The organism is Flavobacterium sp. LK-23, assembly GCF_058135255.1.
The window spans coordinates 41,845-65,940 of sequence record NZ_JBYUVT010000003.1; the positions used below are offsets into that span (position 1 = coordinate 41,845).

The window sequence follows — 24,096 nt, forward strand, 5'->3', positions numbered from 1 at the left end:
ATTATTTATAAAATATCAAAATCATTCTATATTCTTTTCTGGCACAGTAATTGTTTTCTTACTAATAAATTTTAACAAGTAAAATATGAAAAACATATTATCTATAGCTTTTTTTATACTATTAATAAATTCCCTTAATGCACAAAAAGTAAATGTTTATGCTAAAAACTCTTATGTAGAAGACAATTTAGACCTAAATGCCGTTTCGATAATATTTTCTCAATCTGTAGACGCGGCAGATTTTGAAACAAGACTAAATTATCCTGATGAAAGAATCTCAAACTTAGATTTAAATCATGATGGAAAAGTTGACTATTTAAGAATTTCAGAAAAAATTCAAAACAATATTAAAATCATCATCATTCAATCAGAAATACAACCCAACATATTCGAAGATGTGGCTACCATTAATATTATAATGAATTCTAGAAATACAGGATACACTAACGATGCCGGAATTCGACCAAAAGATATTATTGTTCCATTTATATTTACAGTTTTGGACGTATTTCTCCACAGACGATAATAAAAAAATGTTGATAATCAACAAACTAAACCCATAATTATATTGAATAAATTTTATGGCACAGTAATTGGATATCTCAGAATATTAATCTTCAATATGATTTTATCATGAAAGCGAAAATACTTTTACTAGCCCTATTTGCATTAGGAATTAGTTCTTGCCAAGCCCAAGCTGGAGCTACTGTTTATGCAAAAAACTCAGATATAAGCGATAACTTAGATTTAAGAGCTGTTGCTTCGATGTTTGGAGAATCAGCTAACCTTCAAGATTTTGAAAGACGTTTAAATGATCCTAAATATCAAATATCAAACTTAGACCTTAATGGCGATAACGAAGTAGATTACCTTCGCGTTATTGAGAGTGTAGAGAACAGAACACACGTTGTTATTATTCAAGCCGTTTTAGATCGTGATGTTTATCAAGACATTGCAACTATCGATGTGGAGAGAGACAATTACAACAAAGTAAGTGTTCAGATTGTAGGAAACACTTATTTATACGGAGCAAATTATATTTATGAGCCCGTTTATAGTGTAGTTCCTGTTATTTACACTTCGTTTTGGGTAACCAATTACAGACCTTATTATTCAACTTGGTACTGGGGTTATTATCCAACATACTATACTGCATGGACACCTTATCCTGTTTACAGATACAGAAACAACGTAAATGTATGTATCAATGTACACAATACCTACAATTATGTAAATGTGAGAAGAAGCTACAGAGCTCCTGCAATTTATGAAACAAGACGTACTTATGGTTACGAAAGAATGCGTCCTAATTATAGTTTTGCCGAAAGACATGCTAACACAACAAACCGATACGAATTAGATCAAAGACGTGTTGTAAGTAGAGAAACTAACAGAAATACGTACACTACAAACAGAAATTACAGTGGCAGAACAACATCTAACAATGGAGTTTCTAACAGAACATATGCTGATAACAGAAGCACTACAAATAGACCTTCTGTAGACAGAAGCAATAACGGTAATGGAAACAGCAACAGAGGCTATAATTCTACAGGCAGAAGCACTGAAAATGTAAATACTCAAAGAAGCGCAACTCGTGATTATTCTAATAGTACGAATAATACTCCAAGAGCTGAAAGCACTCCGAGGGCACAAAATTCTCAGAGAGTAGATTACGGTAGCAACAATTCTTCTAGTGCATCAAGAGGTAGCTCAAGCCGTGAAGCATCTGCTCCAAGAGCTGAAAGAAGTTCAAGAAGTTACTCAGAAAATCAATCTAGCAGTTCAAATAGAGATTATTCAGCTAGACCACAACAAAGTCAGCGTTCAGAATCTCCTAGAATGAGCCAGGAATCTTCTAGAGTAAGCCAAGAATCTAGAGGCGGACAAAGCCAAAGAGAAAGCGGCTCGAATTCTAGAGGAAACGGAAGACGAGGTTAATTTTCCAAATAAATAATATTCAAAAACAGAAGCACAATTTTACGATTGTGCTTTTTTTTATCTTTTTAATTTTAAATGCCTCTAATTTGTTTTAAAACAGTAAATTTGCAACCGTCTTTTTATAAAATTAACATGAGCGCATCGCATAAAAACTTACACAGTAAGTTGTCTATTGGGGGTTTATTAATTACTTTAGGGATTATTTATGGAGATATTGGAACCTCTCCATTGTATGTAATGAAGGCTATATTAGGCGATCACACGATAAATGCTGATATTGTTCTAGGCGGTATCTCTTGTGTGTTCTGGACCTTAACATTACAAACTACAATTAAATATGTACTTATTACTTTAAGTGCAGACAACCACGGTGAAGGAGGAATTTTTGCCCTATATGCATTAGTCAAAAAAACAAAAATTCAATGGCTCATAGTACCCGCCATTATTGGAGGTAGCGCCCTGCTCGCTGACGGAATTATAACTCCGCCTATTTCGATTTCATCTGCTGTAGAAGGAATTAGAGCGTTCTACCCGACGATGGAAACACAAACCATTGTGTATATCGTAATTACAATTTTATTCGTTTTATTCACCATTCAGCAGTTCGGAACTAAATTGGTTGGTAAATTCTTTGCCCCAATGATGCTGATCTGGTTTGCTATGCTGGGTACGTTAGGAACCATTCAGGTTCTGAATTATCCAGAGGTAATTAAAGCGATTAATCCTTACTACGCTTATCATTTATTATCGATACATCCTGATGGTTTCTTTGTTCTTGGTTTCGTATTCTTATGTACAACTGGAGCCGAGGCTTTGTATTCTGACATGGGACACTGCGGAAGAAAAAACATCAGAATCAGCTGGATGTTTGTAAAAACGACTTTAGTTTTAAACTATTTCGGACAAGCAGCTTATTTGATTCACCATGAAGGAAGCACATTACAGCAATTAGGAGGTGAAAACGGAAATCCGTTTTACTTGATTATGCCACATTGGTTTTTACCATTCGGAATTGTAGTTGCAACTCTTGCAGCTGTAATTGCATCTCAGGCCCTTATCTCTGGCTCGTTTACTTTGATTAACGAAGCAATGCGTCTGAACTTCTGGCCAAAAGTAAAAATCAAATATCCTACAGAGGTAAAAGGACAATTATATATTCCGTCAATCAACTGGTTATTGTTTTTTGGCTGTGTTGGAATCGTTTTACATTTTGAGAAATCAGGAAATATGGAACATGCTTATGGTCTTGCGATCATTTTGTGCATGATCATGACTACCATATTATTGAATTACTACTTAATCATGAAACGTGTAAAACTGTACTTCATGGTACCGTTGATTACGATTTACTTATTGATTGAATTCAGTTTCCTTTTCGCTAATATTACCAAATTTGCAGAAGGTGGTTATGTAACCTTAATCATTGCAAGTATGCTGATTTCTGTAATGACAATCTGGTATTTGGCTAAGAAAATCAACAAAAACTATACAAAAGTCGTTAAGGTCGATGATTACAAACAAGTTTTGGTAGAGTTAAGTCAAGATTTGTCTATTCCGAAATATGCTACGCATTTGGTTTATATGACGAACGCGAATCGTGTGGATGAACTAGAAGAAAAAATCATTTATTCTATTCTTCAAAAACGTCCAAAAAGAGCCGATATTTATTGGTTTGTTCACGTGAATATTTTGACTGAACCCTATAAAACGCAATATAAAGTAACCGAAATTGCTAAAGATGACATCTACAGAATTGATTTCAACTTAGGTTTTAGAGAACCTACTAAGATCAATTTAATGTTTAGAGAAGTTATCAAAGACATGGTAAAACGTGGCGAAGTAGATATTACCAGCCGTTACGAATCTTTAAACAAAAACAATATTATTGGAGACTTTAAATTTGTATTGTCTGAGAAATTCTTATCAAACGACAATGATTTAAGATGGCATGAAAACATTATCATGAATTCTTACTTCTTCATTAAAAAACTGAGTTTGTCTGAAGAAAGAGCTTTCGGTCTGGACAGCAGCTCTGTTAAGATAGAGAAATTCCCAATGGTGCTTCATGCTCCAGAAAATATTGGATTAACGCGTATTATTTCAAAAGAATAAAAAGCTTAACAATAATTTCAAAAAACACTCTAAACTAGAGTGTTTTTTTCATTTAGTGAAAGTCTAAAGTAAGATTCAGTATTAAAAATTTAACTTTCAATCAATTAATAGTACCTTTGCAACTCAAAATATAGAAATGAGATTACACAGAAATTTAGTTTATACTACCATTGACTCTTTAAATGCAATTTTCAACGAAGGAGAATATGCTGATAAAGTGGTAGCAAGAGCATTAAAAAAAGACAAACGTTGGGGAAGTTCTGACAGGAAGTTTGTTGCTGAAACCATATACGAAATTGTTCGCTGGAAACGATTATACGCTGAAATTGCCGAAGTAAAAGAACCTTACGACAGAGACAATCTATGGAGAATGTTTGCGGTTTGGGCTGTTTTACGCGGTTATCCAATTCCAGATTGGAGACAATTGGAAGGAACTCCTGAAAGAAAGATAAAAGGCCGTTTTGACGAATTATCTAAGACTAGAGCTATCAAAGAATCTATTCCGGATTGGATGGATGAATTGGGCGTAAAAGAACTTGGAGAAAAAGCTTGGGCAAAAGAAATTGCAGCGCAAAATCAGCCTGCGAAAGTTATTCTTAGAACGAATACTTTAAAAGGTACAAAAGAAAACCTTAGAAATACTTTAATGGATTTAAATATTGAAACAGAATATTTAAAAGACCAGCCAGAAGCTCTTGTTTTAAAAGAAAGAGCCAATGTATTTTTGACAGATGCTTTTAAGCAAGGACTTTTTGAAGTTCAGGATGCTAACTCTCAATTAGTTGCAGGATTTTTGGATGTAAAACCAGGAATGCGTGTAGTTGATACTTGTGCTGGGGCTGGTGGAAAAACATTGCACATGGCTTCTTTAATGGAAAATAAAGGGCAATTGATTGCAATGGACTTGTACGAAAGTAAATTAAAGCAATTGAAATTAAGAGCAAAAAGAAATGGCGCTTTTAATATCGAATACCGCATTATTGACAGTACAAAAGTGATCAAAAAATTACACGAAAAAGCAGATCGTGTTTTAATTGACGCACCTTGTAGCGGATTAGGAGTTTTGAAAAGAAACCCAGATTCAAAATGGAAATTACAACCTGAGTTTATTGATAATATCCGTAAAGTTCAGAGTGAAGTTTTAGAAAGCTATTCTAAAATTGTAAAACCAGGCGGAAAATTAGTTTACGCAACTTGTTCTGTTTTACCATCAGAAAATCAAGAACAAGTAGAGAAGTTCTTAAAAACAGAAATTGGACAACAGTTTACATTTATTGAAGACCGTAAAATGTTAGCATCAGAATCTGGTTTTGATGGGTTTTACATGGCACTTTTGGAAAGAAAAAAATAAAAAGTTAAATTCCAATATTTTAAATTCCAAATTCCAATTTGTTTTGGAATAACTCAATACTAAAAATTCCAAATTCCAACTTTTACGATTGGAATTTGGAATTTTTTATTTTTTTCCAATTCTATATAGTTTTGTCATTTCCGACATTTTTTTGCGGTTACGATATGTTTATTTAAAGTCTCTCAAGTCTTGTATGTCATTCCGAGGAACGAGGAATCTCCGCAAGTAGCTTCGCTCCAGTAGGCAAATCTTTGTGGAGTTTCTAGCGAAGATTTCTCCCTTCGGTCGAAATGACAATATTGCGAAAACTTGAAATTTATTTTTGCTTACCAACTCGCAACTCCACCAGTCAACTTTGTCAAAGTTTGGAATTTAGAATTTGGAATTTCAATCCTGCAAGGTTGGCTTACGAAGTAACTTCCCATTTTCGTTTTCTTTAAATTTTGAAACGAAAACTATTTCTTTTGGTTTTTCATATTTCCCTAAAACATCAAAAAAGTCAGGTTCAAACTCTTGTTTTTCTCCTTCGATAACCAAAACTAGTTTTTCTCCTAAATTGGTGTCCGGAAGTCCAGTCACAAAAAACCTGCTGTTTATTTTTCCGATCAATTTCGCTTCAATCTGTTCTGGAATCAGCTTCACTCCTCCACTATTGATTACGTTGTCAATTCTGCCTAAAAATTTAAACTGCTGTTCATTCAACAATTCAACCAAATCATTAGTCACAATTGGTTCATCAGAAATCGTCGCAACATTAATTACCAAACATTGGCGATCGTCTTGTGATATTTTCACATTTGGAAGAATCGAAAAAACAGAATCACCTAAACGTTTCGCTGCAATATGCGTAATAGTTTCAGTCATTCCGTATGTTTCATAGATTTCTGTTTTAAGTGGCAACAATTTCTCCTCTAAAGCCGAATCTAATTTTGCTCCTCCAATAATTAACTTACGAACTTTAGATAGTCCAGCAATAGAATTTTGAACTTGAAGCGGAACCATTGCTACAAAATCATAAGTCGTTGTATTTAATTCTAGCGGATGAAGACTTGGCGAAACAACATCCAATTCTAAACCTAAAATTAAACTTCTTACCAGCATCATTTTCCCAGCAATAAACTGCGTTGGAAGGCACAATAAAGCTTTATCTCCTGGTTTTAAATCGAAGAAATCTCCCGTTGCAAGCGCTGACTGTATCATGGCTTGTTTTTTCAGCCTAACTAATTTTGGCAGGCCAGTTGTTCCAGAAGTAGTCATTTCGATATAATCTTTTTTATCAAACCAGTCTAAAAAGAATTCTCCGATTGACTGCTCGTACGAATCGCCTTCTTTGATAAAACTATAAGCGACCTGGCACAGATCTTTTGCATTTAAATGATATCCATTTAATCTAAAATAATTGTGAACGTTATTTTGAGTTAAGTTTTGCATATTCTTAAGCTTTTAATTCGACATGTTTAATATTTCCCGTTAGCTTTTCTTTCCAATTTGTCCATCCGTATTTTTTACTAAAAATAAAAAGCAGAATAGGATAAATAACCACAACTGGCAGAATAACATCGATTCCCGCCGAAGGTTCTGAAAGATCTTTAAATATAGAATTCGTCTGAAAAACAGTCCAATCTGATGTCACTAACAAAGCTCCCACAAGATTGTTTGCTGCATGGAATCCCAGTGCCAGCTCCATTCCTTCATCCATTAAAGTTATCACTCCTAAAAACAATCCAGTTCCTATGTAGTAAATCATTATAATATTTCCCATTTTCCCAACTTCTGGATTAGTCCAGTGCATTGAACCGAATATAACAGAAGTCATCAGGAGCGGAAACCATCTGTTCTGCGCTAAATTGGCAAATCCTTGCATTAAATATCCTCTAAAAACATATTCTTCTGTAGTTGTTTGAATCGGAATTAAAATGCACCCTAAAATTACTAATATTAAAAAAGGAATCAATTTAAATTGCAATACAAATTGTTCTGGCGCTCTTAAATAGACAAACAAAAAACTAAGCAGTGAAAAAAATGTCCATACAAAAAAAGAAAACCAAATTCGTTTCCAATCTACTTTAGATCTAGAAGTGGTAACTGATAATAAGGTTTGATGATGAATAAATTTTACAACAAAATAAATTCCTGCAAACGCAAAAACAAACGAAATCATAACCAGAAAAAGTGTCGTATTTGATTCGAACATGTTCATGACACCCTCATTAGTAGTTGGAAAAGCGATGTGCTCGGTAAATGTTTTATAAAATACAGCCGCTGTAATTGGAAGTTGACCAACAAAAGACGCTGAAATAATAAAAACAGATCCTAAAAGATATTTCCAAAATTTATTTTCAGGTTTAATCCCTTGCTCTAAAAACATAAATTTAAAATTTTAAAAAATGAGAATTCAAATTCGATAAGTTAATCTTACTTTTGATATTGCTAAAATACCCCTTTTTTATTGTAAGAATATTTGAAACGTTTAAATATAACAAAATGATACAAATTTACCATAATCCGAGATGCGGAAAATCAAGAAACTGCCTAGCTTTTATCGAAAAAACGAACCAAGATTTTGAAATCATTCCTTATCTAACAGAAACTCCCACTTTCGAACAGCTTAAAACATTATTAGTACAGTTAAATCTTGAACCAATCCAGCTCATCAGAACCAAAGAAAAAATCTGGATTGAAAATTTTAAAGGCAAGACCTTGAGCAATGATGAGATCATTAGTGCAATGGTAGAAAATCCTATTTTAATTGAGCGTCCAATTGTTGTAAAAGACGGAAAAGCTATAATTGGCCGTGACCCAGAATTGGTCGCTTCTTTTTTAGATTGATTCTAAAATATCCTATTAACATTTTTTTGTGATTTCTCTCTTTAAACCAAAAACTACATTTGCCGTCTAAAGGAATAAAGAAAACCAGAAAATGAAAAAAATCAAATTTGCAGTATTACTTGTATTCTTGTTTACAAGTTTTTACAATTACTCTCAACAAGGAAGCCCAGGCGGCAAGAATAAAGTAAAAGTCACCGGGAAAGTTTTCGAGAAAGTAAGCAAACAGCCCTTAGAATATGCTACTATTTCGATTACTGCTCCAAACGATACAAAAGTTGTCGCTGGAGGCATCACAAATCCAAAAGGAGAGTTTGAGGTTGCTGTTGCACCTGGAACTTACGATATTAAGGTTGAATTTATTTCGTTTAAATCAACTGAAATTAAGGGAAAAAGTATTCAGGATGACACCAATTTAGGCATAGTAAACCTATCTGAAGATGCGGCGCAGTTAAATGAGGTTGTTGTTCGTGCTGAAAAATCGACAGTTGAAATTAAACTAGACAAGAAAGTTTACAATGTTGGTCAAGATATGATTGTAAAAGGCGGAAGTGTGAGCGATGTTTTAGACAATGTTCCATCTGTTTCTGTTGATACAGAAGGAAATGTAAGTTTAAGAGGAAGTGACAATATTCGCATTTTAATTGACGGAAGACCTTCGCAGGCTATAAACATGGCAGAAGCTTTAAGACAACTGCCTGCAGATGCAATTGATAAAGTAGAAGTTATTACCAATCCATCGGCACGTTATGATGCAGAAGGTGGTTCTGGAATTATCAATATTATTCTTAAAAAAGGTAAAAATCAAGGCTTCAACGGAACTTTTATTGCTTCAACAGGTTTACCAGAAACTTACGGTTTAAGTGCTAATTTGAACTATAAAACAGAAAAGTTAAACTATTTCACCACTGCTGGTTACAATTACAGAACTACAGAAGGTGCCGGACAAACAAATTCTGAATATTTAAATCCAGATGGCACAACAAAAAGTTTCTTAGACGAAGACCGCGATACACAACGTATTAGAAAAGGTTTTAACGGAAGAGCTGGTGTAGAATGGACCATAACTCCATCAACATTTTGGACGAATGCTATCAATTACCAAAAAAATTCTGGTGACGATAGAGATTTGATCAACTATTACAACTATGATGCTGCTCATAATTTTACAGGAACAACCTATCGTTTAAATAATGCCGATACTGGAAGTGAAAACTTTGAGTATACTTCAAACTTAATTAAAAATTTCAACGATAAAGGACATAAACTTACAGCAGATCTTTCTATTTCTAGAAATACAGATGATAGCCAAAGTACTATTGAAGATTCTCCTAGATTTGACACTACTTTAAACGATCAAATCCAGAAACAAGTTCTTTTTCAAACAGACTACGTATTGCCTTTAGGAAAAGGCGGTCAATTTGAAGCGGGTTATAAAGGAAGTTTTGGAGATCTAAATAACGTGTACTATGTAAAAGACGATACTGGTGCAGTAAATCCTAATTTATCAAATACATTAGAGTATAAAGAAAACATCAATGCACTTTATACGCAATATGGTTTCAAAGTAAATAAATTCTCTTATTTATTTGGCTTACGATGGGAAGACACGAATATCCAAGTTAACTTATTAGACAACAGCGATTTCAATACTAAAAAATACAACAACTTATTTCCAAGTGCTTTTGTTAGTTACGAAATCTCAGATCAGAGCAATTTCTCAGCTAGCTACAGTAAACGTTTAACTAGACCTAGAGGTCGTTTCATGAATCCTGCTGTAAACTATGCAAGTAACATTAATATCTTTCAAGGAAATCCAGACTTGGATCCATCTTTAACAGACAAATATGATATTGGCTACATTAAAAAATGGGATAAAGTAACTTTTAATACGTCTGCCTATTTTGAAGACACAAAAGACGTTTTCAGCTTTGTACGATCTCCTACAGGTGATGAAGTTAATGGAATCCCAGTTATCAAAAGCCAGCCTATTAACTTAGGAAAAGAACAAAAATTTGGTTTCGAATTTACATTTAATTACACTCCATACAAATGGTGGAAACTAAACAGTAACTTCAACTTTTTTAACGTAAAAACAACTGGAGAACACAGTTATACAGACACACAAGGAAACGAGATTGTTCAAAATTTAGACAATCAGGCTAATTCTTGGTTTGCAAGAGTAAACTCTAAAGTAACGTTACCATACAAAATTGACTGGCAGTTAACAGCAATGTACAACGGAGAGCAAAAAACAGCTCAAGGTAAAAACTTAGGTCAATTCGGAATGAATACCGCTTTCAGTAAAGATGTTATGAAAGATAAAGGAACTATTGCATTCAATATTAGCGATGTTTTCAATTCAAGAAAAATGAGATCTTACACGTACTTAGACAATGTAAATTCATATAGCGAATTCCAATTCCGTAAACGTCAGTTCAATTTATCATTCACTTACCGTTTTAACAAACCAAAAAGCGAAAGAGATAAAAACGCACAACCAAGAAACGATGGTGGCGGAGAAGGTGGCGGAGAGTTTCCGGGCTAACATCTGTTAAATTCCAAATTGGATAAAAAATAACAATATAAAAATTCCAAATTCCAATTATAATTAGGATTTGGAATTTTTTATTTTAAGCCTACTTCTTAGCTGTCTAACTTTGTCAAAGTTCTAAACGCAAAGTATAGAAATTTGGAATTCAGTCAAATAGATAGCAAACAGGAGAAATAAATCTCCATAAGAAACTCCTCAAAAAAGCCCAATCTTTGTCGAGCTACTTGCTAAGATTTCTCCCTTTGATCGAAATGACAAAAATGGGCAAACTAGATTTAGCTTAAAACTTTGGCAAAGTTCTAAACGCAAAGTATTGGAATTTGGAATTTCTCCCAAGGCTTCGGGATTGGAATTTCCTTTTTTTTTGCACAAAAAAAAAGAACCCTAGTGGGTTCTTTTCTTATGACATCAATCTAATATTTAATAGATTGTTCTTCTTGTCTTTTTCTGGCTCTTTTTTCTTTAATCATTTCCCAGCTTGCTCCCGTAACCCAATAAGATACGAAACCAACTAAGAAAAACATTAACCAAAACCCTATAGTTAGTATGGTTAAGAAAAGTAAAAAGCCTAAGTACTGTGAAAATTCAAACATGTTTTCCGGAATTTTTGAATGTTACGACAAATGTAGGGTATATATTTTTTCTCAGCAATAAAATCTAAATCAATTTTCGTTAAATAACATTTATACGTATATTTATACTCATTTTAAATAAGCTTTTTTTGAACTAGAAATCCTTTTAAATAAAGAGCTCAAACAAATTATAATAATTTTCAGAAGCTAATTCCTGCTGTCCGCTATATTCCCGATAAACAAAAATTACGGCTAAAAAGCCTTGTTTTTCTAAATCGGGAGATGCCGCTTCCATCAGGGCTAAAAGACTCATTTTCAAAAGAAACTTTTCATTTCACATTTAGATATTTCACATTTTACAGATAACATTTTTACAAACAACATAATGAAATACAGAATAGAAAAAGACACCATGGGCGAAGTTCAAGTCCCAGCCGATAAATATTGGGGTGCACAAACAGAACGTTCCAGAAACAATTTCAAAATCGGACCTGCGGCATCTATGCCAAAAGAAATCATTGAAGGTTTTGCTTACTTAAAAAAAGCAGCCGCTTATGCCAATTACGATTTAGGCGTTTTACCAATCGAAAAAAGAGATGCTATCGCTGCTGTTTGCGATGAAATTCTGGAAGGCAAACTAGACGATCAGTTTCCATTAGTAATTTGGCAAACAGGTTCGGGAACGCAAAGCAATATGAATGTGAACGAAGTAATTGCAAATCGCGCTCAAGTTCTTAAAGGTTTTGAAATTGGCGAAGGCGAACAATTCATTAAAGCCAATGACGACGTGAACAAATCACAATCATCAAACGATACTTTCCCAACCGGAATGCACATTGCGGCTTATAAAATGGTGGTCGAAACTACCATTCCTGGTGTAGAAAAACTTCACGCTACATTAGCAAAAAAAGCAGCTGAATACAAAGACGTAGTCAAAATCGGGCGTACACACTTAATGGATGCAACGCCATTAACTTTAGGTCAAGAAATTTCGGGTTATGCTGCTCAATTAGCCTTCGGATTAAAAGCATTAAAAAACACTTTAGCGCATTTATCTGAAATTGCGCTTGGAGGAACAGCCGTTGGAACCGGATTAAACACACCAAAAGGTTATGACGTAAAAGTAGCCGAGTATATTGCCCAATTTACTAATCATCCTTTTATAACGGCTGAAAACAAGTTTGAAGCACTTGCTGCACACGATGCTATTGTAGAAACACACGGAGCTTTAAAACAACTAGCCGTCTCTTTAAATAAAATTGCTAACGATGTGAGAATGCTCGCTTCTGGTCCGCGTTCTGGAATTGGTGAAATTCATATTCCTGAAAATGAGCCAGGCTCTTCTATCATGCCAGGAAAAGTAAACCCAACGCAATGCGAAGCTTTAACCATGGTTTGCGCTCAAGTTATTGGAAATGATATGGCAATTGCCGTTGGAGGCATGCAAGGTCATTATGAATTGAATGTTTTCAAACCTGTAATGGCAGCCAACTTTTTACAATCGGCACAATTATTAGGAGATGCTTGTGTTTCTTTTGACGAACATTGCGCACAAGGAATCGAACCTAATCACAAGAGAATAAAAGAATTGGTAGATAATTCATTAATGCTAGTTACCGCTTTAAATACTAAAATCGGATATTACAAAGCTGCTGAAATAGCCCAAACCGCACACAAAAACGGAACTACTCTTAAAGAAGAAGCTGTTCGTTTAGGTTATGTAACTCCAGAAGATTTTGATGCTTGGGTAAAACCTGAGGAGATGGTTTAATTTCAAGTTATGAGTTATGAGTTATGAGTTATGAGTTATGAGTTATGAGTTATGAGTTATGAGTTATGAGTTATGAGTTATGAGTTAACTTACTAAATCATAATTTCCCTAAAGCAAAAAGGTAAAAACATACTGTTTTTACCTTTTTTACATTTAACAATGAGCAAAACTCACAACTCATAACTCTTAACTCTTAACTTATTTCCCGTCTACATAATCCTGCAAATAACTAAATCTCTCCGTCAATTTTCCGTTTTCTGTGATTTTGGCGCGTTTTAAGATTCCGTCTTTATCTCCGTTGAAGAAAGCTGGAATTACATGTTCCATAAACTGTTCTCCAAAACCTTCGCTCGCATCTTTAGGGATTTCGCATGGTAAATTATCGACCGCCATTACCGCAACTGCAGCAGGATGAAAAAAATCTACTTCACGATCTTCCAATGGAAAATATCCGTACAAGGGTTCTTCAATTGTGGATGAGCGAATTGTACAAGCAATTGGTCCATTAACATCGCAAGAAATATCAGCTACAACTTTCAATTTGCAGTCGCTTGCATTCAGCATTTCTTTTGTTAAAATCATTGGCGCATTACTAGCATAAAAATGTCCAGCAAAATAAATATCAGAAACCTTCGTGAATCTTTCAAAATCAGATTCGTATTCCTCTGGATGATTCACAAAATCTGTAAAATCTAAAACCTGACCGTCTTTTCTTTTGTTATATTCCAAAACATCCAACTGTACATAAACTGCTTGAGCGTATTTTTTAGTCAAATAATTATCAATCGTAATTTCTTTCACTTTTATGGCATCCAAAATTTCTTTTGCTCCGCTCCCCACCTTTCCTGTTCCAGTAACTACAAATTTAAGAGCTGGCATTGTGATGCGTTTTAAATGCTTAATCAAATCTTCTTTTCCTGAAAGCGTCTCTGCTTTAGGTAGTTTGAATAATTCGAATTTAATTCCGAAAGCACGAATTCCGTTATAAACGCCAACCATTCCAGCGTATCTTCCAAAACCAATTAAACGACGATCATGTTCGTCTACAATTGTTTCGTGATCGTATAAATCGATATTTTTTTCTAAAATTGCCTGAAGTAATTTTCTGTTATGAGGCTGTTTTTTAATCGTATGAGAAAAAAAGAAATAGGCTTTATTAGGAATCAGGTCTGCTACAGGAACTTCTTTTACACCAAATAATACATCGCAGTCAGATACATCATCGGCAACGGTAATTCCCATATTTTTATAATCATCATCAGAAAATATTCTTATATCAGAACTCTCCACTTTTACAGAAGCATCGTGATAAAGCTGTTTTAACCTTGTCAATTCATTTGGAGAAAAAACGACTCTTCTATCTGGCGGATTTTTTCTCTCTTTTATGATTCCAAATTTCATTTAAACTGATTTTTTAATATTAAATAATATAACTTTTTACAATGTATTTGTTTCAAATATAACAAATTTAGTTAAAATTTTGTTTCTAAAATTCAATTTAAAATGTTTCAAAACCGTTAAAAGCTGAAAAACAATCGACTAAAATTTACTTTTCTTAAAACTATGTTAAAAAACACAAATTAAAGCCTCAGAACTAAGAATACAACAAAATTGAATTCGATATATTTGTTTTTAAAGAACGATGCAAATGATTTTCCTTAAAAAGACAAAGATACCACAATTACTTTTTTCCATACTTGTTTTAAGTTCATGTGGTCAAAACAAAAATACAACAACAGATACTACTCAAACAGTCGAAGATACTTTACCTAAAATGAAACCGTTAGGTCCAGAACCGAAAGTTTCTCAAGCATATAAAAATTCGGTTGTAGGCAGAATAAATCACTTTTACAATAAAAATTGGCCCAATAATAACATGAACGGGAGCTTCTTGGTTGCCAAAAACGGACAGATTTTATTTGAAAGATATAATGGTTTTGCCAATAAAAATGAAGGAACCAAAATAACGCCCGAAACACCTGTACAAATTGCTTCGGTAAGTAAAGTTTTGACGGCTACAGCAGTTTTAAAATTGGTTAATGCGGGTAAAATTGAATTGGACCAAAAGGTAAATACGATCTTAAAAACTTTTCCATACGAAGAGTGTACCATAAGAATGTTACTAGATCATCGTACCGGAATGCGCAACTATGCTTATTTCACAGATCGTGATAAATCGATTTGGGACCGACATAATCAATTAACCAATAAAGATATTCTGGATATTTTAGCAACAAAAGATATTGGTTTAGAATCTAGAACAGGAACTCGTTTTAGCTACTGTAATACTAACTATGCAATGTTGGCGCTTATTATCGAAAAAATTACTGGTTTAAGTTATAAAGAAGCAATGTCTGAAATGATTTTTAAGCCACTAGGAATGAAAAACACCTACGTTTTTGATGATGATAAAGACAGAAAAAAAATTGTTCCATCGTATAAAGGCAACGGCGTAGAAATTGGTTTTGATTATCTAGATAATGTTTACGGCGACAAAAACATTTTCTCTACCGCTAGAGATCTTTTAAAATTTGATAGAGCCAGACAATCACCAGATTTCTTAAAACCTGAATTGTTGAAACAAGTTTATACAGGCTACAGTAACGAACGCAAAGGAACTAAAAATTATGGTCTTGGAATTAGAATGATTAACTGGGAAACAGGTCAGAATTTTTATTTCCATAATGGCTGGTGGCACGGAAACACCTCATCTTACATTACTTTGATGAACGAAGGAGTAACGATTATTGCGTTATCAAATAAGATGACCAGAAACACTTATGCAGTTCGTAAACTAGCCCCAGTCTTTGGAGATTACCCTTTTAATTTTAAAGACGAAGAATAACAAAATTTTTCTGAAATTTTTAGCAGAAAGTAATTTCAAATACTCTAAATTTGCAGACTTATTTTTGGGGTCGACTGGTTTTGACAGCGAGTCGAATTGAACAGTAAGCACGTCGAGCATTGAGACCTTGCTCGTAAATATAAGATCTCGAACTTTTACACGGCGAAAATAATTACGCTTTAGCTGCATAATCCGAATCATAGTAAGATTGCGCCACGTCTCTACAAGGTAGAGAAGCTGGATTCTCCTGGAAAGCCTTGGTTTGTGGCGTTCCGTTCAGGGGAACCGTAAAAATAAACCTAGATTTCCATGAGCTTCGGGTGGATTTCGAAAATTAAGAAGATAAGTGTTGGGTGGTTGTTTCTGGCCTAGCTCAACATCGAAAATTCAATCAGGAAATAAACGTGTAGAAAGCTCTTTAGTTGCTCGTTTGGACCCGGGTTCGATTCCCGGCGACTCCACAAAAAAGCCTGTAAACTCTTTGTTTACAGGCTTTTTTTATATATAATTTTTAATTAGACAAAGTTTTACATAGTTGTATTCGACTTCAATAGTTTTGTTCAAGTAATCAAAACAACATGCTAATTAGTAAGAAGATTATTGTATCTCAAAACCCTTACTAAAATTACATCGAAAAGATATAACCTAACTAACTACTTTCTATATATACATTAACTTCTAACGAACGTGTTTAAATTTATTTTTTTTCTTATCTAAATCACTTTGTATTGCACCGCGGTCTATTTTATTATCAAGCTTTAATTGGGCTACCTCAATTTTCTTCTTTAAGAATTCTGCTAACTTTTTATTCTCTGATCCATTAAAATCATAATAATATCTAAATTTTACTATTGTAGAATATTTTAGTACTCCCATATCCATTGTCTCAATAATCTCGTCTGCATACTTAAAAATATTTTCATCATCTATATCTAGAAGTAAGAAATACAAAACAAATAGTTTGTACTGATTCTCCTTGCTATTTTTTTTAAGTTCAACAATTTTATCAATTACCAATTTTTCAATATTATATTGCGCTATACTATCAGTCATATTCAATTGTGTAATAAATGGCAAAATTTGCCCAAGAAGCACTAATATTTGCTTTGCGGAAATTACATCTTCCTCTTTCTTCTCTTTTGCACTTACCTTTTCAATTTTTTCCATTGTCTCAACAAGATAAAAACCAAAATTTATATAGGTCTCCAATAAAAATTCTAGAGTTTCAGAAAGTAAATCATAGCTATTAATACCTTCCATTGTTTTAAATATTCGAGCTAAAATTGAAATGTATCTTTCATAAATTTCAGGGTTTAAATTTTTAACGTCGAATATTCTTTTTACAGAAATATCTTCATTAATACTTCTGAAACTAGCCTCGTCCCTCAACAAATCCTTTTCGTCCGTGGTAAGTGGCTCAACAACATTTAACGACTTAACAATGTTTTCAAGATTTATATCGTTTTTATCAGTGACCTTTGACAAAAGTATTAAATCCGGACTTCCAAGATCGTTATAGTATTTATTACGAGAATAGAAATAAGTTCGAGTTTTTTCAAGTATAAGTTTTAGAAAATCATCATCATCATTGATAATACCACTATAAATTTCGAATTCATTTTTAAAAGAAAGGTAAACGGAATCATCTAGTAATTTATTTCTAAATTCCATATTTTTTGACATGAAAAATGCAATAAAATACTCAAAAATTCCATTTAAACGAAATGAAATCATTTCATTATCTTCTCGAATCTTTAAAACACCTGATTTTATCAAATAATCAAGAATTTCCTGTGCATCAGCTTTTATCCTAAAATCTTTTTCAAGCAATTTTTCAAGAAATACTAATAGTTCCGAATATTTCTTAGAATATTTATTCTCACTATTTTCCGTCAAAAGAAATTCAGCAATACTCCCACATAAAGATTTAATTTGTGAAAATGAAATTTTACTTTTTGTAAGTGCTTTATGTTTTTTCTCTAATATTTCGTCAACGCAAGAATCAAGTAAATTGAATATATTTTTCGAAATATCAAACTTTGTTTTTTTATGAACTAATAATATAAGAGATATTGTCCAATAATTGAGAGGAAGCTCAATTTGCTTACAGAATTGTATAATTTTTTCGATTAACTTATCACTATTTTCTTTTACATCAACATTTGTTTTTTCTATATAATTACGAACATCTTTTCTTGAAATATCATGAATATAAAGCTTAGATAATTCTCGATGATCAATCTTTACATCTCCGAAAATTTTTGATGTTAAATAATCACAACTAACGACAATATTTATTTGTTTATTCTGTTCTAAAAACTTTATTAAAATCTCAGAATTTTCATGTTGAGCTTCGAAATTATCTAGAAATAATCGAAAATCTTTACTTTCAATTACTTTTTGAGTAGTCGCTTTACTAAAACCATAATATCTGCGTACTTCTTCTGCTATATTTAATTCTTTGCCTGAATTTATAAAATTACTAAAATCAATATAAAAAGGAATTATACCATTTCTCCAGTAATTTTTTAAATGATCAATTTGTATGTATTTTAAAAGTGATGTTTTACCAGATTTATCATGTCCATAAATTAAATAATCTCCATCATTTAATAATAATTGCTTAAAATTAAAGTTATTTTCTTTTGATTGTGATTTTTCTTGTATCTCTTCTTTTGCAGTTAACTTAAGATTTGGTTCATTAAATAATTCTAAGAATAAATAATCATTAGTATTATCAATTTCATTATTTACTAATAAATCTTTTGCCAAAAGTAATTCTGAAACAATTTTAGCACTAATTTTCTCCCTATTTGCATTTTGTTCAACCTTTTGCTCACCACTTGGAATTGTAATTATAACATTATCAACATTAATAAAATCATCTGCTTCCTCAACAAAATGATATTTGTCAATTACTGATGTACTGTGTTCATTGATATCAATCTTTACAACTGAAAAACCTAACGTAAACTTATCATTTGCAAGAGAAGCCTGTGAAACTAAAGCACAAATACCATTTTTATGTTTATAATGGGTAGATACCTCTGATTCATGAATATGACCGGAAAACATAATATTACAATGTTTGTAAACATTCTTTTGCAATATAAGCTGGCTAAATTCTTTGAACCAATGAATAGGATGGTGCAATAAGAAGAATTTCCAACTGCAATTTTTAGTCTTCCTAAGAGCTTCATCCAATAAAAAATAGGGAAACAACAAATTTCCATTTGAAAAATCATCTACACTTCTCCAGGCTGAATTAATTGATATTATTCCTATCTTATTCCCCTCTATTTCTCTAATAAATACTGAATATAATTCATTAATATCGTTTGATTCATTTTGGAAATAATAATTCCTAATAAAGGAATTATAATTTGCTGAAGTCTTTATACTATTACGATAATCCTCTCCATTATTTTTCAATAGATTATAAAGATCATCGTCAGATTTAATATTGTTTTTGTAAAACTCTTCCAATGCAGGTGATTTTCCTCCTCTATCCATATCATGATTCCCTGGGCATATCAAAATATTTTCAGGTGATAAATTTAAGGCATGACAAATTTTATCTAAAAAAAGTGTTCGTGCGAAAGTAAAATCTTCTGCATTTGAACCATTAAAAACGAGATCGCCTGTAAAAAAAACCAAATCAATTCTAGTCTCCAATTTTTGAAGACGTGTACATAACTTTTCAATTAATCTTTCTTGATTTAATTTCTCATAAGATTTAGAATTATAATGTAAATCCGTTATATGTAGTATATTCATTAATTTTTGATATTAGTTAAATTTCTTGAGATTTAAAAATATTAATAATAAAACAATCAAAAACAAGTACTTATACCTGTTTTTAATTACTTCCGTCCGTAAAATATTCTCCTTGCTAGCTTTTCTCAAATACTCTTGAATTAAGGCCAACTCAAATTCTACTTAAAATAACGAAAACAACTAAAGATCTTTGACTTTAAAACAATACTAAAAAAAACTTATCCCCAATCTATAACCCATATAAAAAAGATAATTTCTGCCAAGCAAAAAATTTACCTGATAAAAATTATCAAAACATAAACACAATATTTTTAAATTTTTTCTTTCTTGTATCGTATAAATAATCAAAGAAGAAAGCATACTGATTAAAGCAATTATTGCAAAAAGAAGTTTAGTTTCTCCTGTTTTTTCCAAGTATAAATCCGAGGAAATAAATAACCGCACATATTCATTATTTCTATAGAAATATCCTTTCTTTTATTCTCATAATTTCTGGATATAGTGCCCAAAAGTTTGCCTGACCGTATACAAAAAAATCGCAACTTATGAGTAACAGACTCACGACAAGTATATTTACATTGTCGTAAAAAAAAGCAAAAAGAAAAAGCAAATGACTAAATAAATATAGAATAAGTCCCCTCTAAAGATAATATTCAAGAGAAATACAATTTTGCAATAAATAATAAACTATTTTATTAATAGGTATAATATCTGACAAAAAGAATATTTTACACGATATTTTTTTATCTTTGAAATTCACTATTTTTAATCGAAATGGCTTTATCTTTGGGCATTCAGAAAATCAAGACTCATTTATGGAACAGAAAATTCATCAAGGAAGAAATGTAAAACGATTCAGAGAAATGCTTGGTATCAAACAAGAAGCATTGGCATATGATTTGGGAGAAGATTGGAACCAAAAGAAAATTTCTATGTTGGAGCAGAAAGATGTTATTGAAGATTCTCTTCTTAAACAAATCTCGAATTCTTTGAAAATTCCTGTTGAAGCTTTTCAAAATTTTGATGAGGAACAAGCTATTAATATTATTTCTAATACTTTTGGAGATAATGCTTGTGTTGGAAATCCTAACTCTACATTCAACTTCAATCCTTTCGAAGAGTTAAAAAAACTTCACGAAGAAAAAATTGCTTTGTACGAGCGTATGCTGAAAGAGAAAGATGAAATGATGTCAAAGCTTGAAAAGCTAATCAATAAATAAATCAACCACAATAAAGTATATTAAAATAAGCCTTTTCTAAAATTTATAGAAAAGGCTCTTTCGTTTCAAATCAAAAATTTGGTCACAAAAATGTATATTTCATAAACGACAAATACGGCTTCCCTACAAAGAATACCGCATTCATCAAACTAATTCAAAATTAAAAAAATTATAAACTTGCTTTTACTTCACCACAAGTTAGCATGTTTTTTGGGTAGTACGGATTTTTGATTTCCTTACTATCACTTGTCCAAACTGCACCTGTCATTGGGCAAATTTGTAAATATAATGTCTCATCAGCAGGTTTAAATTTTGGAGCCTGATCCCAATATTTTACCGAGAGTGTTTCAAAAATCTTACGCTGTTTGTTGATGTTTTTTGTTGTCGTTAATGCCGTTGCCAATTCGATAATTTCTTTTCTCGAAGTCGTAGCCGCATTCATGTTTTCTAAATTTAACTTTTTAAACTTGAAGTTTTTTAAGGCACTTTTTAAAGCTTCTGCATTTTTAACAACCGCTAAACTGTCTGATGTTAAAAAGTTATTTTTTAAAGCCAAATAACTTTTTGTGATTTCTTTTTTCTCTGCTTCACGCTTCGCAACCAAATCGGGAGTTACTTCTTCTTTTGATGTAAGTTGCGCCTGAGCTAAAAAGCTACAGAAAATAAATGCTATAACTAATAAATTTTTCATGATGTAGGTTTATCTAGTTTTGTAATGATTTTATCGATGTCAATCAAAATGCTTTCATAATGATCTTTATTGATTCCTGTTACTGAAGTTTTTAATTTTTCAATATCCGTTTTCAATTTTAAAAGATGCTGTTTTGCGTATAATTTCACATCACTTCGCTGTGCTGCATTTGCTGCTTTTCCAGGTTCTAATTCTTTCGGCAATAAAAGCATGCCTAATTTTTCGATGTAACCGCGCTGAAAACCTCTTCTGTAAAAATCTTGTTTTTCGTCTCCGCTAAATTTAACCCAAACCGTTTGTTGCACATCGTTCAAAAATTCTGGAACTGTATAAGCTCCTTCCGACTGCATTGATTTGAGGTTAATATTGTAAAGCATTCCTGAACTCAACAGCATATTTAAAACTTGATTCTGCTGATCAGAGATTTGATCTTCTCTCTTTAAAGCAATCAAATCATCAATTTCCTGCGGATACATCCAAAGTGGAGAAACAAACAATTGTCTTCCCAAATAATCTATCGCTGCCTTTACTTTTGCTTTAGGAACTGGTTTGTAAACTACTCCTTTTTCATCGACTGTTCGTTTTGTAACGTAATTGTTTCCGATATTTTTCAGAACATGATACAAATACAATCCGTATTGTCTTACTACCGCTTTATGCATGTCTGCTAAATTATCATACGGATCGTTGGGCTGATAGGTCCACTCGATAAGATGAGGCACAACGCGCTTCAGGTTTTTAATTCCGTAATCGCTGGCAAGTACCGCATCGTCTCCCAGATCTTCTGATTGACTACGCGGATCTTCATCTTTTCCTTCTCCACCAAACCATAATTTCGGGTTCGCCGTTAAACTATCAGTGGTTAATTTGGCCAATAATTTCTCTTCTTCAAACTCATCTTTCGTGTTTGGATAATATTTATATCCCCATTCAACAGCCCATTTATCATAACTCCCAATACGCGGATAAAGACCTATTGGACTAATATTATCTTCTGGCTGTGCTACGTAATTAAAACGGGCATAATCCATAATAGAAACCGTATGTCCATTTGCTTCTACCCATTTTTTATCACGAAGTTTTTCAACCGGAGTTGCACTGCTCGCTCCCATATTATGACGTAAGCCAATGGTGTGTCCGATTTCGTGAGAAGAGACAAAACGGATTAATTGCCCCATTAATTCGTCATCTAAATGCATTTTTCTTGCTCTTGGATCTAAAGGTCCGGCCTGAATCATGTACCATCGCTGCACCAATTTCATTACATTATGATACCAGCCAACATGGCTTTCCATAATTTCACCACTTCTTGGATCACTAATTCTTGGCCCGTAAGCATTTGGTGTTTCGGAAGCTAAATATCGCACTACAGAATATCTTGCATCTTCCAAACTCATGGTTTTATCGTCTTCTGGCCATTCTTTACCTACAATCGCATTCTTAAAACCTGCTGCTTCAAAAGCTTTTTGCCAATCGTTGATACCCGCAATTAAATAAGGCCTCCATTTTTTTGGCGTTGCCGGATCGATATAATAAACAATCTGTTTTTTTGGTTCCACCAATTCGCCTCTCAAGTATTTTTTAATATCCTTGTCTTTTGGTTCTAAACGATAGCGCTGTACAATAAATTTCTTTTGAGCACGCTGTTCATCATCATCAAACAAAACATATTTATTGGCAAAATAACCCACTCTTTCATCGAAGAAACGTTTGCGCATTGGCGTTTTCGGAAGTAATACAATCGAAGTATTCAATCGTAATGTTATGCTTCCGCTGCTTGATGTAGAACTTGTATACGTTTTTGTTGTTTTGGTTTCAATATTAATTGGATATGCATCAATGCTTTCAACAAAAGATTTGTCATCGGCAAGAGATGTTAATTTTTTCTCTGTTTTGTCCTGACTTCCGATAGAGAACATCGCATTATCTTTCTTGAAAACATCTGTTACTTCTATAACCACATCTTTGGTGTCTGGATTGGTTGTTTTTATTGGAAACGCAGCCACAATCGGATTTTCATTGCTTCCTTCTAATGCTTTTGCCAGCATAGAATCTGAAGAACGAACATCTTGTCTGTATTGCAGCGATCTTAAATAAACCGTATTATTGGAACCTTTTTCAAAATAAATAGTCTGCTCGTTCGCTTTTTCTCCGCCAAAATTTCCAAAACCTTCAGGTGTTGAAAGATATCTCGTTACAACCAGCATGTATCGATTAAATAAACTATCTGGAATTTGAAAGTAATATTTAGTATCAACTTGGCTAACTGTAAAAAGACCTGATTTGTTTTTAGCTTTATCGGTAATTATTTTATTGTAAGCCTGCATACCTTTTGGCTGTGTGCTGGTACTATCGGCTTTCTTTTCGGGAGTCTGAGCAAAACCATGCTGCCAACACGACAGCATGATTAGAGATATAATTAACTTTTTCATCTAA

17 protein-coding genes and 1 other RNA gene are annotated in these 24,096 nt (G+C 32.8%); 10 read left to right on the top strand and 8 right to left on the bottom strand.

Annotated features, from left to right (window positions below):
• Positions 1-85 precede the first annotated feature (85 nt).
• The 4 genes from AC3Y25_RS05870 (at position 86) to AC3Y25_RS05885 (ending at position 5,404) form a co-directional block, all read left to right on the top strand.
• Entirely contained in the window at positions 86-526 is a 441-nt protein-coding gene (locus AC3Y25_RS05870) for a hypothetical protein (protein WP_489902072.1), read from the top strand.
• 107 nt (positions 527-633) lie between these two features.
• Positions 634-1,941, top strand: coding sequence for a hypothetical protein (locus AC3Y25_RS05875; RefSeq protein WP_489902073.1), 1,308 nt, complete (start codon positions 634-636; stop codon positions 1,939-1,941).
• 132 nt (positions 1,942-2,073) lie between these two features.
• On the top strand, positions 2,074-4,053 hold the full coding sequence (locus tag AC3Y25_RS05880; protein WP_095928937.1) for a KUP/HAK/KT family potassium transporter: 1,980 nt from the start codon (positions 2,074-2,076) through the stop codon (positions 4,051-4,053).
• Positions 4,054-4,189: 136 nt separating this feature from the next.
• The gene (locus AC3Y25_RS05885) at positions 4,190-5,404 is read left to right on the top strand and encodes an RsmB/NOP family class I SAM-dependent RNA methyltransferase (RefSeq protein WP_095928938.1); all 1,215 of its coding nucleotides are present in this window, start codon (positions 4,190-4,192) and stop codon (positions 5,402-5,404) included.
• A gap of 387 nt (positions 5,405-5,791) precedes the next feature.
• Here the strand turns inward: AC3Y25_RS05885 and AC3Y25_RS05890 are convergent, their stop codons facing one another.
• Together AC3Y25_RS05890 and AC3Y25_RS05895 are read right to left on the bottom strand one after the other, a co-directional pair.
• Entirely contained in the window at positions 5,792-6,835 is a 1,044-nt protein-coding gene (locus tag AC3Y25_RS05890) for an AMP-binding protein (protein ID WP_489902074.1), read from the bottom strand.
• Between the two features lie 4 nt (positions 6,836-6,839).
• Entirely contained in the window at positions 6,840-7,772 is a 933-nt protein-coding gene (locus AC3Y25_RS05895) for a CPBP family intramembrane glutamic endopeptidase (protein WP_489902075.1), read from the bottom strand.
• A 116-nt stretch (positions 7,773-7,888) separates the two neighbouring features.
• Here AC3Y25_RS05895 and arsC point away from each other — a divergent pair, with 116 nt between their 5' ends.
• The gene (gene arsC / locus AC3Y25_RS05900; RefSeq protein ID WP_489902076.1) at positions 7,889-8,233 is read left to right on the top strand and encodes an arsenate reductase (glutaredoxin); all 345 of its coding nucleotides are present in this window, start codon (positions 7,889-7,891) and stop codon (positions 8,231-8,233) included.
• A 91-nt stretch (positions 8,234-8,324) separates the two neighbouring features.
• Complete coding sequence (locus AC3Y25_RS05905; RefSeq protein WP_489902077.1) at positions 8,325-10,778, top strand: TonB-dependent receptor; 2,454 nt, start codon at positions 8,325-8,327, stop codon at positions 10,776-10,778.
• A gap of 419 nt (positions 10,779-11,197) precedes the next feature.
• On the opposite strand, the gene AC3Y25_RS05910 is transcribed toward AC3Y25_RS05905, so the two are convergent.
• Both AC3Y25_RS05910 and AC3Y25_RS05915 read right to left on the bottom strand, forming a co-directional pair.
• The gene (locus AC3Y25_RS05910; RefSeq protein WP_095928943.1) at positions 11,198-11,377 is read right to left on the bottom strand and encodes a hypothetical protein; all 180 of its coding nucleotides are present in this window, start codon (positions 11,375-11,377) and stop codon (positions 11,198-11,200) included.
• Between the two features lie 145 nt (positions 11,378-11,522).
• Positions 11,523-11,669: a hypothetical protein gene (locus tag AC3Y25_RS05915; RefSeq protein WP_489902078.1), complete on the bottom strand. Its 147-nt coding sequence runs from the start codon at positions 11,667-11,669 to the stop codon at positions 11,523-11,525.
• A 72-nt stretch (positions 11,670-11,741) separates the two neighbouring features.
• Here AC3Y25_RS05915 and fumC point away from each other — a divergent pair, with 72 nt between their 5' ends.
• Positions 11,742-13,127, top strand: coding sequence for a class II fumarate hydratase (fumC, locus tag AC3Y25_RS05920; RefSeq protein ID WP_320492180.1), 1,386 nt, complete (start codon positions 11,742-11,744; stop codon positions 13,125-13,127).
• 198 nt (positions 13,128-13,325) lie between these two features.
• On the opposite strand, the gene AC3Y25_RS05925 is transcribed toward fumC, so the two are convergent.
• A complete protein-coding gene (locus AC3Y25_RS05925; RefSeq protein ID WP_320492181.1) occupies positions 13,326-14,528 on the bottom strand; it encodes an NAD(P)-dependent oxidoreductase in 1,203 nt (400 codons plus the stop codon).
• 241 nt (positions 14,529-14,769) lie between these two features.
• Here AC3Y25_RS05925 and AC3Y25_RS05930 point away from each other — a divergent pair, with 241 nt between their 5' ends.
• On the top strand, positions 14,770-15,972 hold the full coding sequence (locus tag AC3Y25_RS05930; RefSeq protein ID WP_489902079.1) for a serine hydrolase domain-containing protein: 1,203 nt from the start codon (positions 14,770-14,772) through the stop codon (positions 15,970-15,972).
• A gap of 66 nt (positions 15,973-16,038) precedes the next feature.
• Positions 16,039-16,436: a transfer-messenger RNA gene (gene ssrA, locus AC3Y25_RS05935) on the top strand.
• A 214-nt stretch (positions 16,437-16,650) separates the two neighbouring features.
• Here the strand turns inward: ssrA and AC3Y25_RS05940 are convergent.
• Entirely contained in the window at positions 16,651-19,749 is a 3,099-nt protein-coding gene (locus AC3Y25_RS05940; protein WP_489902080.1) for a metallophosphoesterase, read from the bottom strand.
• A gap of 815 nt (positions 19,750-20,564) precedes the next feature.
• Here AC3Y25_RS05940 and AC3Y25_RS05945 point away from each other — a divergent pair.
• A complete protein-coding gene (locus tag AC3Y25_RS05945; protein WP_489902081.1) occupies positions 20,565-20,969 on the top strand; it encodes a helix-turn-helix domain-containing protein in 405 nt (134 codons plus the stop codon).
• A 169-nt stretch (positions 20,970-21,138) separates the two neighbouring features.
• Here AC3Y25_RS05945 and AC3Y25_RS05950 read toward each other — a convergent pair whose 3' ends face one another.
• The gene (locus AC3Y25_RS05950; protein ID WP_489902082.1) at positions 21,139-21,660 is read right to left on the bottom strand and encodes a DUF3347 domain-containing protein; all 522 of its coding nucleotides are present in this window, start codon (positions 21,658-21,660) and stop codon (positions 21,139-21,141) included.
• Positions 21,657-24,092, bottom strand: a complete 2,436-nt coding sequence (locus AC3Y25_RS05955; RefSeq protein ID WP_250836919.1) for a zinc-dependent metalloprotease — start codon at positions 24,090-24,092, stop codon at positions 21,657-21,659. Before AC3Y25_RS05955 ends, AC3Y25_RS05950 begins: the two co-directional genes overlap by 4 nt.
• Positions 24,093-24,096: the final 4 nt, after the last annotated feature.

Bases quoted from the DNA above. Each gene is read 5' to 3' on its own strand.
- AC3Y25_RS05870 (WP_489902072.1), top strand. From the start codon at position 86: ATGAAAAACATATTATCTATAGCTTTTTTTATACTATTAATAAATTCC.
- AC3Y25_RS05875 (WP_489902073.1), top strand. From the start codon at position 634: ATGAAAGCGAAAATACTTTTACTAGCCCTATTTGCATTAGGAATTAGT.
- AC3Y25_RS05880 (WP_095928937.1), top strand. From the start codon at position 2,074: ATGAGCGCATCGCATAAAAACTTACACAGTAAGTTGTCTATTGGGGGT.
- AC3Y25_RS05885 (WP_095928938.1), top strand. From the start codon at position 4,190: ATGAGATTACACAGAAATTTAGTTTATACTACCATTGACTCTTTAAAT.
- AC3Y25_RS05890 (WP_489902074.1), bottom strand. From the start codon at position 6,835: ATGCAAAACTTAACTCAAAATAACGTTCACAATTATTTTAGATTAAAT.
- AC3Y25_RS05895 (WP_489902075.1), bottom strand. From the start codon at position 7,772: ATGTTTTTAGAGCAAGGGATTAAACCTGAAAATAAATTTTGGAAATAT.
- arsC (WP_489902076.1), top strand. From the start codon at position 7,889: ATGATACAAATTTACCATAATCCGAGATGCGGAAAATCAAGAAACTGC.
- AC3Y25_RS05905 (WP_489902077.1), top strand. From the start codon at position 8,325: ATGAAAAAAATCAAATTTGCAGTATTACTTGTATTCTTGTTTACAAGT.
- AC3Y25_RS05910 (WP_095928943.1), bottom strand. From the start codon at position 11,377: ATGTTTGAATTTTCACAGTACTTAGGCTTTTTACTTTTCTTAACCATA.
- AC3Y25_RS05915 (WP_489902078.1), bottom strand. From the start codon at position 11,669: ATGAGTCTTTTAGCCCTGATGGAAGCGGCATCTCCCGATTTAGAAAAA.
- fumC (WP_320492180.1), top strand. From the start codon at position 11,742: ATGAAATACAGAATAGAAAAAGACACCATGGGCGAAGTTCAAGTCCCA.
- AC3Y25_RS05925 (WP_320492181.1), bottom strand. From the start codon at position 14,528: ATGAAATTTGGAATCATAAAAGAGAGAAAAAATCCGCCAGATAGAAGA.
- AC3Y25_RS05930 (WP_489902079.1), top strand. From the start codon at position 14,770: ATGCAAATGATTTTCCTTAAAAAGACAAAGATACCACAATTACTTTTT.
- AC3Y25_RS05940 (WP_489902080.1), bottom strand. From the start codon at position 19,749: ATGAATATACTACATATAACGGATTTACATTATAATTCTAAATCTTAT.
- AC3Y25_RS05945 (WP_489902081.1), top strand. From the start codon at position 20,565: ATGGAACAGAAAATTCATCAAGGAAGAAATGTAAAACGATTCAGAGAA.
- AC3Y25_RS05950 (WP_489902082.1), bottom strand. From the start codon at position 21,660: ATGAAAAATTTATTAGTTATAGCATTTATTTTCTGTAGCTTTTTAGCT.
- AC3Y25_RS05955 (WP_250836919.1), bottom strand. From the start codon at position 24,092: ATGAAAAAGTTAATTATATCTCTAATCATGCTGTCGTGTTGGCAGCAT.